12 protein-coding genes are annotated in these 15,473 nt (G+C 48.2%); 5 read left to right on the top strand and 7 right to left on the bottom strand.

Going from position 1 to position 15,473, the window contains the following annotated elements:
• Window positions 1–30: 30 nt before the first annotated feature.
• Window positions 31–921 (bottom strand): LysR family transcriptional regulator, encoded by an 891-nt coding sequence (locus ACYZ97_RS00860; protein WP_473299497.1) that lies wholly within the window; start codon window positions 919–921, stop codon window positions 31–33.
• 93 nt (window positions 922–1,014) lie between these two features.
• Here ACYZ97_RS00860 and ACYZ97_RS00855 point away from each other — a divergent pair, with 93 nt between their 5' ends.
• From ACYZ97_RS00855 to folD, 3 genes are all read left to right on the top strand, one after another.
• Window positions 1,015–1,428 carry a CidA/LrgA family protein gene (locus ACYZ97_RS00855; RefSeq protein ID WP_473299495.1) on the top strand — a complete coding sequence of 138 codons (414 nt, stop codon included), beginning with the start codon at window positions 1,015–1,017 and terminating at the stop codon, window positions 1,426–1,428.
• Window positions 1,418–2,125 (top strand): LrgB family protein, encoded by a 708-nt coding sequence (locus ACYZ97_RS00850; protein WP_473299493.1) that lies wholly within the window; start codon window positions 1,418–1,420, stop codon window positions 2,123–2,125. The genes ACYZ97_RS00855 and ACYZ97_RS00850 overlap by 11 nt, the downstream gene beginning before the upstream one ends.
• Before the next feature lie 220 nt (window positions 2,126–2,345).
• Window positions 2,346–3,245, top strand: coding sequence for a bifunctional methylenetetrahydrofolate dehydrogenase/methenyltetrahydrofolate cyclohydrolase FolD (folD, locus tag ACYZ97_RS00845; RefSeq protein ID WP_473299492.1), 900 nt, complete (start codon window positions 2,346–2,348; stop codon window positions 3,243–3,245).
• 26 nt (window positions 3,246–3,271) lie between these two features.
• On the opposite strand, the gene edd is transcribed toward folD, so the two are convergent.
• The 3 genes from edd to zwf form a co-directional block, all read right to left on the bottom strand.
• Window positions 3,272–5,098, bottom strand: a complete 1,827-nt coding sequence (gene edd / locus ACYZ97_RS00840) for a phosphogluconate dehydratase (RefSeq protein ID WP_473299490.1) — start codon at window positions 5,096–5,098, stop codon at window positions 3,272–3,274.
• Between the two features lie 29 nt (window positions 5,099–5,127).
• Complete coding sequence (gene pgl / locus ACYZ97_RS00835) at window positions 5,128–5,880, bottom strand: 6-phosphogluconolactonase (protein ID WP_473299488.1); 753 nt, start codon at window positions 5,878–5,880, stop codon at window positions 5,128–5,130.
• Between the two features lie 79 nt (window positions 5,881–5,959).
• Window positions 5,960–7,435, bottom strand: a complete 1,476-nt coding sequence (gene zwf, locus ACYZ97_RS00830) for a glucose-6-phosphate dehydrogenase (RefSeq protein ID WP_473299486.1) — start codon at window positions 7,433–7,435, stop codon at window positions 5,960–5,962.
• A gap of 206 nt (window positions 7,436–7,641) precedes the next feature.
• Between zwf and ACYZ97_RS00825 the strand changes: the two genes are divergently transcribed.
• Window positions 7,642–8,391: a glucose 1-dehydrogenase gene (locus ACYZ97_RS00825; protein WP_473300593.1), complete on the top strand. Its 750-nt coding sequence runs from the start codon at window positions 7,642–7,644 to the stop codon at window positions 8,389–8,391.
• A gap of 7 nt (window positions 8,392–8,398) precedes the next feature.
• Here ACYZ97_RS00825 and ACYZ97_RS00820 read toward each other — a convergent pair whose 3' ends face one another.
• Genes ACYZ97_RS00820 through ACYZ97_RS00810 form a run of 3 tightly spaced genes read right to left on the bottom strand, consistent with a single transcriptional unit; the run spans window position 8,399 to window position 11,774 of the window.
• On the bottom strand, window positions 8,399–8,995 hold the full coding sequence (locus tag ACYZ97_RS00820; protein ID WP_473299484.1) for a hypothetical protein: 597 nt from the start codon (window positions 8,993–8,995) through the stop codon (window positions 8,399–8,401).
• A 50-nt stretch (window positions 8,996–9,045) separates the two neighbouring features.
• Window positions 9,046–10,332 (bottom strand): NAD(P)/FAD-dependent oxidoreductase, encoded by a 1,287-nt coding sequence (locus ACYZ97_RS00815; RefSeq protein WP_473299482.1) that lies wholly within the window; start codon window positions 10,330–10,332, stop codon window positions 9,046–9,048.
• 2 nt (window positions 10,333–10,334) lie between these two features.
• Window positions 10,335–11,774, bottom strand: a complete 1,440-nt coding sequence (locus tag ACYZ97_RS00810) for a glutamine synthetase family protein (protein WP_473299481.1) — start codon at window positions 11,772–11,774, stop codon at window positions 10,335–10,337.
• 240 nt (window positions 11,775–12,014) lie between these two features.
• Here ACYZ97_RS00810 and pyc point away from each other — a divergent pair, with 240 nt between their 5' ends.
• On the top strand, window positions 12,015–15,473 hold the full coding sequence (gene pyc / locus ACYZ97_RS00805) for a pyruvate carboxylase (protein ID WP_473299480.1): 3,459 nt from the start codon (window positions 12,015–12,017) through the stop codon (window positions 15,471–15,473).

Here is a 15,473-nt window from a genome sequence, read left to right as displayed (position 1 = left end):
ATCAAATCATAGATAGCCAGATACAGCAGTCTATACAGGATGGTTAGCATGATGCAATATTTTGGATAAAGCGAGCCATTCCTGTGCAGCATAGCCGAGACGGGCACGCTCACGCCATACCAGTACCATATGCCATTGTAGCGGATTACCTTCAATCTCGACCATATCAACCCCCTGATAATGGCGCTCCTCGACAATGAATTTCGGTAAAAAACCGATTCCCATACCAGCCGCGACAAGCCCGAAAATAAAATCAATTTGGCTGGAACGGGCCGCGATTTTTGGCTCTATACCACGCGCCCGAAAAGCGTCCTGCACAATCGGTGACAAGGCAAACTGACTCTCAAAAAATACAAATGGATGTTCGGCCAGTTCCTCCATACGCATACAGCCCTTATGCTTGAGCTGACCACGTGCCACCAGCGCCACCACCGGCTCATTGCGTACTTCCTGATAGTGCAATCCATCGGCAATAGGAAAAAGCAGAGCCGCCAGATCAAGATCTCCTGCCTTGACAAGTTCTTCCAACTTTTTTGCACCATGCTCAACAATTTCGATATCAATTTGAGGATGTGACTTCGTATAGGCGGCCAAAACAGGGGCAAAAAGCACCGAATTACCAATCGGCGGCAAACCGATCCGCAAACGTCCGCGCTTTAGCCCTTTCAATTCAGCGATATCACGATGGGCCTCTGCCTCTTCCGCCAGAATACGTGTCGCATGACGCAGGACATACTCCCCTGCCGATGTAAGCCTTAACTGTCCTTTGCCGCGCTCTACCAATTGCGCATCATAATGCTGCTCCAGCTGTGTCAATGCCTTGCTCATGGTCGACTGGGTCGCATGCATCTTGCGAGCCGCGGCAGAAAAGCCGTTACACCGGATGATTTCAACAAAAGCCTGCAATGTTCTTATCTGCATAACTATTCCATATCAGAATAATAGAAATGAAATCAATTCATTTTGAGAATTTATCAGATTGCACTATCTAGGCTTTAGAGAAAGAAGGCTGCCATGCTGCACCGCATTCATATAAAATCACGTTATTTCCTGCATCACAGCATGCTAGCACAAATGGTGCTGCTAATGTTTTTCTGGCAAATCGGCAATATGATTGCCCATTTTTTTTCCCTGCCTATACCCGGCGGCATTGTCGGCATGCTTCTCGTACTCATTTGTCTCGCAAGTGGACGTTTGAGCCTTTTCAGCATGAAACGCGGTGCAGACTGGTTATTGGCTGAAATGCTGCTGTTTTTTATCCCTGCCGTTTTAGCCCTTCTGGACCATCATGAATTTATAGGACTTCTCGGCATCAAAATTCTGATTGTCATTCTATGCAGCACTTTTGTCGTCATGGGTGTTACAGCATTGACAATTGATCTTTGCTGCCGATTTATGCCGCTTAAGTCGTATGACCATGAACGCTGATCTGTTTTTCCATCCTGCTTCTCAGACCCTGTTCTGGTCATTGGTCACCATTCTTCTCTATATGATTGCAAAGACTTTCTACCGCCGGTTCCATTTCTGGTGGATGACGCCACTTGCAATCACACCACTCCTTCTCATGGTTGCTGTTACAGCGATGAATGGCGACTATAGCCACTATATCGGCGCCACACATTGGATGATAGCGATCCTCGGGCCTGTTACAGTGGCATTTGCAGTCCCCATATGGCAGGAACGCGAAACAATCGTTAAAAACTGGCACATATTGAGCATCGGCGTCATTACGGGATCAAGCGCTGCCATGCTTTCTGCCTATGCACTAGCATCATTGCTGGCACTAGACGAAAGTCTCCGATTAAGTCTGATGCCTCGTTCGATGAGCACGCCCTTTGCCATGACCGTTTCCGGCGACATTGGCGGCATACCCGATCTTACGGCAATCTTTGTTGTTATGACCGGAATATTAGGAGCTGCACTGGGCGAGGTCATCATAAAAATACTGCCCTTACGTTCATCACTAGCACGTGGCGCCTTATTCGGTCTGGGTGCGCATGGAGCAGGTGTAGCCCGTGCCCATCAAATTGGTCGCGCCGAAGGCTCTATTGCCGGACTTGTCATGGTTATGGTCGGCGTTGCCAATGTATTAATGGCCCCTATCGTAGGCTGGCTATTAAAATAAATTCCTACACGCAATTCATCACCGTTGCGTCTTTGAGGTGCAATATATAGCTGCCCGTTTCCATAAATGGTCTTAAAAATCACCAAACCAATCAAGCAATGCCATCCATCCAACGATCGTTTTATTATGCGAAATGAGCACTATATTGTTGATATAAGCCGCGATAAGTCATAGACACCCTTCATAACATTTTTATAGATATAACAATCGGAGAGTTCCCATGACTGAGATTATCGACGGCAAAAAAATGGCTGACGAGATCATCACAAAAGTCAAAGAGGAGACCGCCAAGCTTAACAAGAACAACAAACTACGCCCCGGCATTGCCGTCATCATTATCGGAGAAGATCCAGCCAGTCAGGTTTACGTTAACTCCAAGGGCAAAAAAGCCGAAGAATGCGGTTTTCTCTCTATCAAACATGCACTCGACAGCAAAACAACACAAAACAACCTGCTTAGCCTGATCGGAAAGTTGAATAAGGACAAGACAATCCACGGCATCCTTGTACAATTGCCATTGCCCTCCCATATCAATGCCGACAAGGTTATCCAGTCCATTGCACCCGAAAAAGATGTCGACGGATTCCATTATATCAATGCCGGAAAGCTGAACACTGGCGCCATTGACGACGCATTCGTTCCCTGTACACCAGCCGGTGCTATGCTCATGATCAATCGGATAAGAGGGGATGATCTGTCCAATCTTGATGCCGTTGTTGTCGGTCGTTCCAATATTGTCGGCAAACCGATGGCCGCTCTTCTTCTTGCTGCCAATGCAACCGTCACCATCGCCCATAGCCGCACCCGCGATCTTGATGAAGTCTGTCGCAGCGCTGATATTCTAGTGGCCGCTGTCGGCCAGCCACAAATGATCAAGGGGGACTGGATCAAACGCGGCGCCACAGTGATTGATGTCGGAATCAACCGTATTGACGCACCTGAAAAAGGTGAAGGCAAGACACGCCTCGTCGGTGATGTCGATTACAGCAGTGTAGAAAAAAAAGCCGGTGCCATTACGCCGGTACCAGGTGGTGTTGGCCCGATGACCATTGCCATGCTTATGGTCAACACACTGAAAGCCGCCTGTCTTTCTGCCGGATTGAAACCACCCAAATTCTAAAATTTTATATCCGTAGTATCTACCCGCTAGAAATGCGATACTACGCTTGCGCCTAAATCGGCACGACTGACAAAATGGCGAAAAGCATGAAAAAGTTCACGCCCACATCCGGCTTCATTGGCCGATAGATCAGGTTTATCGACCACACGCGCAGCAAATTCTGTCAAATCTATCAATACATCCAGTGTACCGGCTTTGGCATCAAGACGAACCATATCACCATCGCGCAACCGTGCAATCGGCCCGTTATCCAACGCTTCAGGTGTCACATGGATAGCAGCCGGAATTTTTCCTGAAGCGCCCGACATGCGCCCATCGGTGACAAGCGCCACTTTTTGCCCACGATCCTGCAACACACCAAGTACAGTCGTGAGTTTATGCAATTCCGGCATACCATTGGCTTTTGGCCCCTGATAGCGGATAACAGCCACGAAATCCTGCCCATCCAATTTGCCCGCCTTGAATGCATCCTGCAATTCGGCCTGATCATTAAAGACACGTGCAGGAGCCTCGATCACCCAGCGCTCAGGTTTAACGGCTGAAACCTTGATAATTGCCGCGCCGATATTGCCACCCAGAACACGGATGCCGCCATCACTCTGAAACGGTTTTTGATAACCGGTCAACACTTTTTCATCACCACTTGTCTTGGCCGCAGCCTCACGTATCACCGTACCGTCAGCAGCCAATTTCGGCTCACTCGCATAGGCATAAAGCCCGTCACCATAAACCGTCCTGACATCTTCATGGACATACCCGCCTTCAATCAGCTCGCGAATAAGAAAACCCATACCACCAGCCGCGTGAAAATGATTCACATCGGCAAGCCCGTTGGGATAGACACGGGCAAGCAATGGCACATTTGCCGAAATCTCGGCAATATCATGCCATGTCAGCTGGATACCGGCCGCAGCGGCCATTGCAATCAGATGAATGGTATGGTTGGTTGATCCACCTGTCGCATTCAATCCGACAATCGCATTAACAAACGAGCGCTCGTCGATCATCGCCCCGACCGGCGTATAATGATTACCCAGCGCCGTAATTTGTAATGCCCGTTTAGCCGCTTCACGTGTCAAGGCATCGCGCAATGGCGTATTGGGATTAACAAAAGATGCCCCCGGCAGATGCAACCCCATTATTTCCATCATCATCTGGTTAGAATTGGCAGTACCGTAAAATGTACAAGTACCGGGCCCATGATAGGATTTTGCTTCTGATTCAAGTAAAGCGCGACGATCAATCTTGCCTTCCGCATAAAGCTGGCGGATTTTGGCTTTTTCATCATTGCCTTGCCCACTGGTCATCGGGCCAGCCGGCACAAAAATTCCGGGCAAATGACCAAAGGTCAACGCTCCGATAACAAGCCCCGGAACAATCTTATCACAAATACCAAGATAAAGAGCGGCATCGAATGTATCATGGGAAAGCCCGACAGCCGTGGCAAGCGCAATCACTTCACGTGAAAAAAGTGATAGCTCCATACCATCATAACCTTGGGTAATACCATCACACATCGCCGGAACACCACTAGCCACCTGCGCCACACCACCCGCTTCACGGGCAGCTTCACGGATAAGCGCCGGAAATGTCTCATAAGGCTGATGAGCCGAAAGCATATCATTATAGGCCGTAATAATACCGATATTACCAACCACGTCTTCTTTCAGGCGCTCTTTATCAACCGGTCCACAAGCAGCAAAGCCATGTGCCTGATTAGCACAGCCCAGAAAAGAACGTTTGGGGCGGTTACTGGCCGCTTTGGCAATCTTGTCAAGATAGACTTCACGCGTCGATTTGGAGCGCTCAATAATCCTGTCGGTTATCCTTTTGATATGCGCAGAAATGGCCATTGACTCTCACTTTCATCGTAGCCGAACCATCAGTCAAATAGCGTTTGCGATGGCGGCTCATGTCGGTCCCCTTCCGCCGGAGACCAGTATATTTTCAACGGGCGTTGCAAATTGTTGAGTACAGCACGGATCGGCATGTCCTTATCAGCACCATTCTTCAATGCCTGTTCGAAACTGGCAAGCTTGCCATGCCCTTCCAATTGCAGCGCCAAAAATCGGGCAGAAATAAGAAGCGGCAATGTCATCGTCAGACGCGGCTCGCCCGCACCTTTGGCATGCATAGGCAAAATAAAAGCGCGCGATGTTGGATCAATAGCCTGTCGAAGCCTATCTCCGCCGGGGAAAAAAGACGCCGTATGCCCATCGACACCCATACCAAGAATAACGACATCAAACGGTTTGGGCAGACTATTGATTCGGCTCGCGGCAGAAAAGGCAGCCAACTCGGCAGTAACCGCTTTGGTATAAAGGCCAATGAATTTGGCTTTCTGCGCAAAATGTTGCAGCAAATTTTTACGCACAAACAGTTCGTTCGAACGTTCATCATCTGTCGGAACAAATCGCTCATCAACAAGGGTAATAGTGATATGTTCCCAAGCAATATCGGCCTTGGCCAGATAATGGAAAAAAAGCTCCGGCGTACGCCCCCCGGAAACAGCCATAAACGCCTGTCCGCGCTCACTGATCGCAACAGACAATTCTGCAGCAACGCGATCACTTAGCGCGGCAGCCAATTGTGCCGGATTATCAAAATCAAGCCTTTCAAGATTGTTATAGTCCATATCATCTTCCGCGATATTGCTCTGTGCTAGACTTAACAGCCTTGCAACCGATCTTCAAATTGAAAATGCCTGATTACAATCAGATCACATCATTCCATGTCCGCCCATCACGCTCAATCAAAGCAATAGCGCGTGACGGCCCCCATGTCCCAGCCGTATAAAGCTGTACTGGCTGCTTGGTTTCTTCCCAGCTTTCCAGAATAGGATCAATCCAGTTCCATGCCGCTTCCACCTCATCACGCCGCATGAACAGGGTCTGATTGCCGCGGATAACATCCATAAGTAACCGCTCATAGGCATCGGGATTACGCTCGGCGAAAGAACCAGCAAAAGTCATATCAAGCGGGACATGATGTAAACGCATACCACCCGGCCCGGGATCCTTGATCATCAGCCATTGCTTGACACCTTCATCCGGCTGCAACCGGATAACCAGCCGATTTGCACTTATTTCACCGGCATCCGCACCAAATATATTATGCGGAATCTGCTTGAAGGTTACAACAATTTCAGACATGCGCGAGGCCATACGCTTGCCGGTTCGTAAATAGAATGGAACACCCGCCCAACGCCAATTTTCCACTTCTGCTTTCAAAGCTACAAATGTTTCCGTATTCGATGAATTACCTTTAAGGTCATCAAGATAGGAACCAACAGCACCATAAGTTGAGGCGCCGGCCTGATATTGTCCACGCACTGTATTGGCCGCAACATTGTGCCCGATGATTGGCTGTAAAGAACGCAATACTTTCAGTTTTTCATCACGTACCGCATCGGCATTATTCAAAAAAGGTGGCTCCATAGCCACCAGACACAGCAACTGCAAAATATGGTTCTGTACCATGTCACGCAAAGCACCGGCATTGTCGTAATAACCGGCACGACCTTCCAGACCAACCGATTCGGCAACCGTAATCTGGACATGATCGATATGATTGGAGTTCCATAACGGCTCATAAAGTGCATTGGCAAAGCGCAATGCCATTAAATTTTGTACTGTTTCTTTTCCAAGATAATGATCAATGCGGAAAATCTGTCTTTCGTCAAAAACTTTAGCCAAAGTATCATTAAGCTCGGTTGCGGATTGAAGATCACGCCCGATCGGCTTCTCCACGATAATGCGTGTTTCCTCTGTTACCAGATCATACTGGCCAAGACGGGTTGCAATTTCCCCAAAAAGTGATGGACTAACAGCCAGATAAAAAGCCCGTACAGCCGCAGCATCGGTTTCAATTTTCTTTTTCAGATTGCTCCAACCGTCTTCGGCGGTCACATCAACCGACACATAGAATATACGTTGAAGGAAAGTTTCGATCTCGCCCTCGTCAATTTCCTTATCCGCCACATGATCAACGATCGCCTTGCGGGCAAAAACACGATAATCCGCGTCACTCATTTTTGAGCGCGAAGAGCCGATAATACGGGTTGGCTCACTATACTGGCCAAGGCGTTGGCGCTGATAAAGCGCAGGAATGAGCTTGCGTTCAGCCAGATCACCCGCTCCGCCAAAAACCACAATATCAAATGCCGGAATCGGTATAATCTTGCTAACCATGGAAACACCTTTATAGCTCAAGCCATTCAATCGTTTTAATTGTCCGTGCACCGAGTTTCAAGTCATGCTTTTGGTACAACCAGATAGAATAATACGCTCTTCATCATGAAGCGCTACAAAGATATTAGAATATTAATATGACATTTATATAAACAGTCTATCATTATTCTAAAACACTCAAAAGCGGGAATAATGATATGCGCGAGATGACAAAACTGAATGGGAAGACTGTCCTTATCACTGGTGCCGGTGCCGGTTTTGGTGCAGCCATGGCCGAGCGTTTTGCCATGGAGGGTGCCAATATTGTCATTGCCGATATCAATCTTAAAAAGGCTCAACAGATTGCCGACAGAATTGGTAAGCAGGCAATCGCTGTGCAATGTGATGTATCCCGCCTTGAAGACAACCATATCATGGTTGAGGAAACGGTCAAAAAATTCAAAACCATTGATGTATTCATTGCCAATGCCGGTTTTACCCATCGACAAAACCCCTTGGAAAAAGTGGATGAGGATACATTCGATCTTGTCAATGCCGTCAATATCAAGGGTCTCTATTTCGGCATCCAGAGCATTCTCCCTGTTATGGAGCGTCAAAAAAGCGGCGCTATCCTAACGATGAGTGCAACTTCTGTCATCCGCCCACGCAAAGGCTTTACCTGGTTTACAGCATCCAAAGGCTGGATCATAACAGCTACGCGCGCCATGGCTCTGGAATTGGCGGAAAAAAATATACGCATTAATTGCCTGTGCCCGGCCGAAAGCGATACTGAAACCTTCCAACAATCTGTCGGCCATATGTCACATGAAACGCGCATTATCCTTGAACGTTCCATTCCTCTTGGACGCCTATCAAATCCTGAAGATATTGCCAATGCCGCCATCTTTTTATGCAGCGATGCGGCCAGCTTTATAACCGGCACTGTTCTACCCATTGATGGCGGCTATCATTTATAGAAACTGTTTATTTTGCCGCGCAAACGGGTGGACCGACATAATCCCAGCCTGACGTAAAAACCGGACTGATTTCACCATGCGAAAAAGTGCCACATTCGCGATAATAGCTAATATTAGCGCCATGAATATAAAGTTTTGATCCCTTTTGGGGCGGCTTTGAACGATCCCCGCTATCATTGCGGCTGATGTCAATAAAATGAAGCTCCTGAATTTCCGGCACATACCAGCCATAACCAGAATAAATTTCACCTTCTTCAACCAATGGCTTACGATAAGGTAGAATCGTATTTTCAGAACATCCATCTTCCCGCACTATAACCAGACAAAGCACATCGCCACAGCCTGTAATCTCGATCATAGTCTGATTATCGACAAGGGCAAAGTGCACAAGTTCCGTTCTGTCATAAGATGCGTCACGAAAAATCCACCGTCCTTCATACAAAACAGTGTCTTCTTTTTGGTTACGCCAGTAATTTTCCATTCCTTGGCGGTTTTCTGCCGTATAATCGGTTCTGCCAGCAAAAACGTCTGTTTCATCCAAATCATCAATGCGAAAACCAAACATGTTTTGCGGAATATCCCAACCTGCGTTTGCCTGTACCATGTTTAAACATATGGATAAGACAATAACACCAATTCGAATAAAACTATGCCTCATAAGCTATCTCGCAATGTGAACCATTTCATGGCCACCTTTAACAACAGCTTTCTCAGCATAAGACCACCGGGGAAAGGTGTCAGTTTCAATTCCTTGAAAAGATTAATATCGCCTCTTTCGCCCAATGCAGACTGCGCATAAAGTTTACCCATAAAAGGTGCCAGCATCACACCATGGCCGGAATAGGCACCGCTATAGGTTACATTCGGCATAACATCACGCACCAGCGGCAAACGCTGCATGGTAATAGCCAACGTTCCGCCCCAATGGTGTGTCAATCTGATATTGGCAAGTTGCGGATAGATTTCTCTTAATTGTGCCCTTATTGCACCATCAATATCGCGCAAAACCGTATCGCCTCCACTTTCCGCTCCGCCAAACAATAAAACATTATTCTCTACTTTACGGAAATAACGCACCACATAGCGCGAATCATCAACCGCCTCACCACCGGGCAGAATATTCAGCGCCGGATCAAGCGGCTCGGTTGCCGCTATATAGGAACGAAGCGGTGCGACATAGGATTGAGGCATAGAATGCAGCATTCCGCCAAAAGCATTATTGGCCATCAATACCCGATCAGCCGTTATGCTTCCCTCTTTTGTGGTCAAAACATAACGCCCATTATTATCGCGTAACCGGGTAATCTGTGTATGTTCGTACAATATTGCACCAGCCTTGCAAGCAGCGTTTGCAAATGCAAAAACCAACTTTAACGGATTAATATGCCCCGTACCAACATCACGAATGCCACCCAAAAAGCGTTCAGACCCCAACCGCACAGCTGTTTCATCTACATCCATAAAAGAAAGCTTGTCATAACCATAACGGGCCATGACATCGACATGCCGCTTATAACTGTCAATCAAACGTTTATGGTGAATAACTGAAAGCTGTCCTTGTTGATAATCAATATCAAAGCCGCCCGAACGGGCAAAATCAAGAATATCCTGTTTAGCCTGCTCAGCCAGATCAAAAAGCTGTTTCGCCCGTTCAAAACCATAATTCTGTTCGAGCTGCTCAACCCATTGTCGCTGGCCTGTCCCCAATTGCCCACCATTACGACCCGACGCACAATCACCAAAACGCGCCCCTTCGACAAGGATCGTTCTGATACCGCCGCGCGCCAAATGATAAGCGGCCGACAATCCAGTTAGACCACCGCCAATAATTGCCACATCACAGTCTTCATTTCCCGAACAACAAGAATAGGTCGGTCTTTGTTGCAGCTGTGCCTCATACCAGGATTCACCCAGCGAATTCAAATGAGCGTAATCCATCATTTTTACACATTCAACAACAGGAATTCACGTTCCCATGGACTAATCACTTCCATAAAAGTTTCAAATTCCTGCCGCTTGATCGCCGCATAAGTATTGACAAAAGAAGCCCCCAAAACAGAACGCAGCACCTTATCCTGCTCAAACAGTGTTACTGCTTCAATCAGCCCACGCGGCAAATCAATATCATCAATATTGGCGGCAGCTATGGTCGGTTCGTCGGGTTTAAGGCGCTTTTTCAAACCAATGAGTCCACATGCCAGTGATGCGGCAAGTGCAAGATAGGGATTAGCGTCCGAGGATGGAATACGGTTTTCAACCCTTCGACCTTCCGGTGTCGAACGCGGCACACGAAAAGCCGTTGTGCGGTTGTCATAGCCCCAGCACAAGTTGACGGGCGCTGAAATATCAGGAATGAGACGGCGATACGAATTAACATAAGGGGCCAACATAACAAGAGCTGCTGCCATATGCTTTTGCATGCCCCCGATAAAATGCCGCAACGAAGCACTTTCACTACCATCCTCATTGGAAAAAATGTTGCGTCCCGATTTTATATCAATAACAGACTGGTGGATATGCATGGCAGAACCCGGCTGCCCCTGAATGGGCTTGGCCATAAAGGTAGCATACATTTCATGTTTTAGAGCTGCCTCGCGGATTGTCCGCTTAAACAGGAAAACCTGATCGGCCAGAACAATCGGATCACCATGACGCAGATTGATCTCAAGCTGGCCTGCTCCTTCTTCATGAATCAATGTATCAATTTCCAGCCCCTGCGCTTCCGAAAAATGATAGATATCATCAATCAACTCGTCAAATTCATTGACACCGGCAATCGAATATCCCTGCCCACCACCGATGGCTCGGCCTGAGCGTCCAACTGGAGGCGTTAATGGATAGTCGGGATCTGGATTTTTCTGCACCAAATAAAATTCAATTTCAGGTGCCACAACCGGCCTCAACCCCATTTCGGTATAGGCATTAACAATTGACCGCAGAACATTGCGAGGCGTATAGGCCACACGGCTGCCATCCTGATAGACAAGATCACAAATAACCTGAGCCGTCGGGTCATCTTCCCATGGAACGACTGAAAGAGTGCTTAAGTCAGGTTCCAGCCTTAGATCCCCGTCGCTTTCGGGATAATGGAAACCATTACCATCTTCAGGATAATCACCGGAGATTGTGGCCATAAAAACTGCAGCAGGTAATGCCAACGATGTATCTGAAGTAAACTTCTTTGACGGCATCATCTTGCCGCGTGCTACACCAGCCTGATCGGGCGTGATACATTCGATATCCTCAATACCGCGGAACGCAAGCCATTCACCCGTCTGCTTCCATGTCGCGGTACCGCGTGTCGCCTTGATATATTCAGGCACTTCTTTGCATTTGGCTTTTTTCTTTTTTCCGGGCTCTTTATCCGATATTTTTACCGCCATATACCACCACTTCCAAAACTAGAACCAAATATCTCGGCTATCGTTATTTTGATCAATCTTTCCATATTCCCAGTGTTTAACATACTTCTTATTGTTTCGTCATATATTTTCAATCATCTCTCTTGCCCACATTCTATTAAATAAAATTTTTAAATATGTTTTCAAACGATTGAATTAAAAACCGAGGCTTTTCTTTTATTTCGCATCCTTTTATAAATAAATTTCAAGAGGAGCATCTATATGTCTATCAATAAGTTACTCGTTGCCAATCGGTCAGAAATAGCCATCCGCGTTTTTCGCGCAGCCAATGAGCTTGGCATTAAAACTGTCGCTGTTTTTGCAGAAGAAGATAAACTTGCACTTCACCGGTTCAAAGCCGATGAAAGTTATCTGATTGGCCGTGGCCCCCATCTTGACCATGATATGGGCCCGATCGAGAGTTACCTATCAATTGACGAAATCATCCGCGTTGCCAAATTATCCGGTGCCGATGCTATCCATCCGGGTTACGGTCTCTTGTCAGAAAGCCCTGAATTCGCCGATGCCTGTGCCGAAAACGGTATTATTTTTATTGGACCCAAGGGCGAAACCATGCGCCGTCTGGGCAATAAGGTCGCCGCACGTAATCTGGCCATTGAAATCGGCGTACCGGTTGTTCCGGCTACCGATCCGCTGCCGGACAGTATAGATGAGGTGAAAAAGCTTGCCGATAAAATCGGTTATCCTTTAATGCTGAAAGCCTCTTGGGGCGGTGGTGGACGCGGCATGCGCGCCATTCGCCGCGCTGAAGATCTGGCCAAAGAAGTCACCGAAGCCAAGCGTGAAGCTAAAGCCGCTTTCGGCAAGGATGAAGTCTATTTGGAAAAGCTGGTTGAGCGCGCCCGCCATGTCGAGGTGCAAATTCTAGGCGATACCCATGGCAATGCCGTCCATTTATTCGAGCGTGACTGCTCTATCCAGCGGCGCAACCAGAAGGTCGTTGAACGCGCACCGGCTCCTTATCTCAATAAAGAACAACGTGCCGAACTGGCCTCTTATGGCTTGAAGATTGCCAATGCGACGCAATATATCGGGGCGGGCACAGTAGAATTCCTGATGGATGCCGATAGCGGCAAATTCTACTTTATCGAAGTCAATCCGCGTATTCAGGTCGAACACACAGTTACAGAAGAAGTCACCGGCATTGATATTGTCAAAGCCCAAATCCATATTCTGGAAGGAGCCGCGATCGGCACCCCACAGTCGGGTGTTCCCGCCCAAGAAGATATCAAATTGCGCGGCCATGCGCTGCAATGCCGTATTACCACGGAAGACCCCGAGCAAAACTTCATTCCCGATTATGGACGCATCACCGCCTATCGCGGGGCCACCGGCTTCGGCATCCGCCTTGATGGTGGCACCGCCTATTCAGGCGCAGTTATCACCCGCTTCTATGATCCCTTGCTAGAAAAAGTGACGGCCTGGGCCCCAACAACAGAAGAGGTCATTGCCCGTATGGATCGTGCGCTTCGCGAATTCCGTATCCGCGGCGTTGCCACCAATCTGACCTTTCTTGAAGCTATTATCAGCCATCCTAAATTCAAAGCCAACGATTATACAACACGCTTCATTGACACGACACCTGAACTCTTTTCCCACGTCAAACGTCAAGACCGTGCAACCAAGCTTTTAACCTATATTGCCGACGTTACCGTCAATGGACATCCCGAAGCCAAAGGCCGCGCGCGCCCATCAGCCAATGTAGCTGCCCCTGTCATCCCCCATGTCGAGAATACGCCTCTCGTCTCTGGTACAAAACAAAAGCTTGAAAAACTAGGACCAAAGAAGTTCAGCCAATGGATGCGTCATGAAAAACGCACGCTGATTACCGACACCACTATGCGCGATGGCCACCAGTCTCTTTTGGCAACACGCATGCGCACCTACGACATTGTTGCCATCGCCGACACTTATGCCCATGTCCTACCTAATCTCTTTTCATTAGAGTGCTGGGGCGGAGCAACCTTTGATGTCGCCATGCGCTTCCTGACCGAAGACCCATGGGAGCGTTTGCAAAAAATTCGTGAAGCCGCACCCAATATCCTACTACAAATGCTGCTCAGAGGTGCCAACGGTGTTGGCTATAAAAGCTATCCCGACAATGTGGTCAAGCATTTTGTCCGGCAAGCCGCTCAAAACGGTATGGATATTTTCCGTGTCTTTGACAGCCTTAACTGGGTTGAGAATATGCGTGTCTCAATGGATGCCGTGCAGGAAGAAGGCAAACTTTGTGAAGCCGCCATCTGCTATACCGGTGATCTTTTAAATAGTGCACGCCCCAAATATGATCTCAACTATTATATTAAACTGGCCCGCGAAGTTGAAAAAGCCGGTGCCCACATCATTGCAATCAAGGACATGGCAGGCCTGATGAAGCCACGGGCAGCCCGTGTCCTTTTCAAGGCGTTGCGTGAAGAAACAGACCTGCCGATCCACTTCCATACTCATGATACATCGGGCATTGCCGCCGCCACCGTGCTAGCTGCGGTTGAAAGCGGTGTCGATGCAGTCGATGCGGCCATGGATGCGCTATCGGGCAACACCTCACAACCCTGCCTCGGTTCCATTGTCGAAGCACTTGCCGGTACAGAACGTGAAACAGGTCTTGATACGGAATGGATACGCCGCATCTCTTTCTATTGGGAAGCCGTACGCCATCAATATGCAGCCTTTGAAAGCGATCTTAAAGGCCCTGCCTCGGAAGTTTATCTCCATGAAATGCCCGGTGGGCAGTTTACCAACCTCAAAGAACAGGCCCGCTCGCTCGGCCTTGAAAGCCGTTGGCATGAAGTGGCCCAGGCCTATGCTGATGTGAATAGAATGTTCGGCGATATTGTCAAAGTAACACCGTCTTCCAAGGTTGTCGGGGACATGGCCCTGATGATGGTCAGTCAGGACCTCACGGTTGACGATGTTGAAAATCCCAACAAAGACATCGCTTTTCCCGAATCGGTTGTCTCGATGCTTAAAGGAGACCTTGGACAGCCGGAAGGCGGCTGGCCTGTCGGATTGCAGAAAAAAGCCCTCAAAGGTGAAAAACCGTTCACGACCCGCCCCGGCGCCATGTTGAAGCCTGCCGATCTTGATGCTGAACGTAAACAGGCAGAAGATGCAATCGGCCGTCCAATCAACGAAGCTGAATTTGCTTCCTATATGATGTATCCAAAAGTCTTTACCGATTACGCTGCAGCAGCCAATCTCTACGGCCCGGTCAGCTCGCTTCCGACCCCCGTCTATTTTTACGGCCTTGATCAGGAAGAGGAAATCCTTGTCGAAATCGAAAAAGGAAAATCGCTGGTTGTGTGCAATCTCGCTGTTGGAGAAGCAGACGAACAGGGTATGGTCACAGTATTCTTTGAACTAAACGGCCAACCACGCCGTATCAAAGTACCAGATCGTGCCCATGGTGCTTCGTCAACCGTGCGTCCAAAAGCAGAAAGCGGCAACGTAAACCAAATTGGCGCACCAATGCCCGGCATTATTTCCGGCGTAGCGGTCAAAGCCGGCGATAGCGTTAAAACCGGCGATGTTTTGGTATCCATCGAAGCGATGAAAATGGAAACAGCGCTGCATGCCGAAAAAGATGGCGTTGTTGCCCAAGTTTTCGTTAAGCAGGGCGACCAGATCGACGCCAAAGATCTACTGGTTGAAATGGAATAG

It is taken from the genome of Bartonella sp. bp_1 (genome assembly GCF_055808085.1).
Note: the sequence above shows the minus strand (reverse complement) of the source record. Positions and strands in the feature narration are given on the sequence as shown.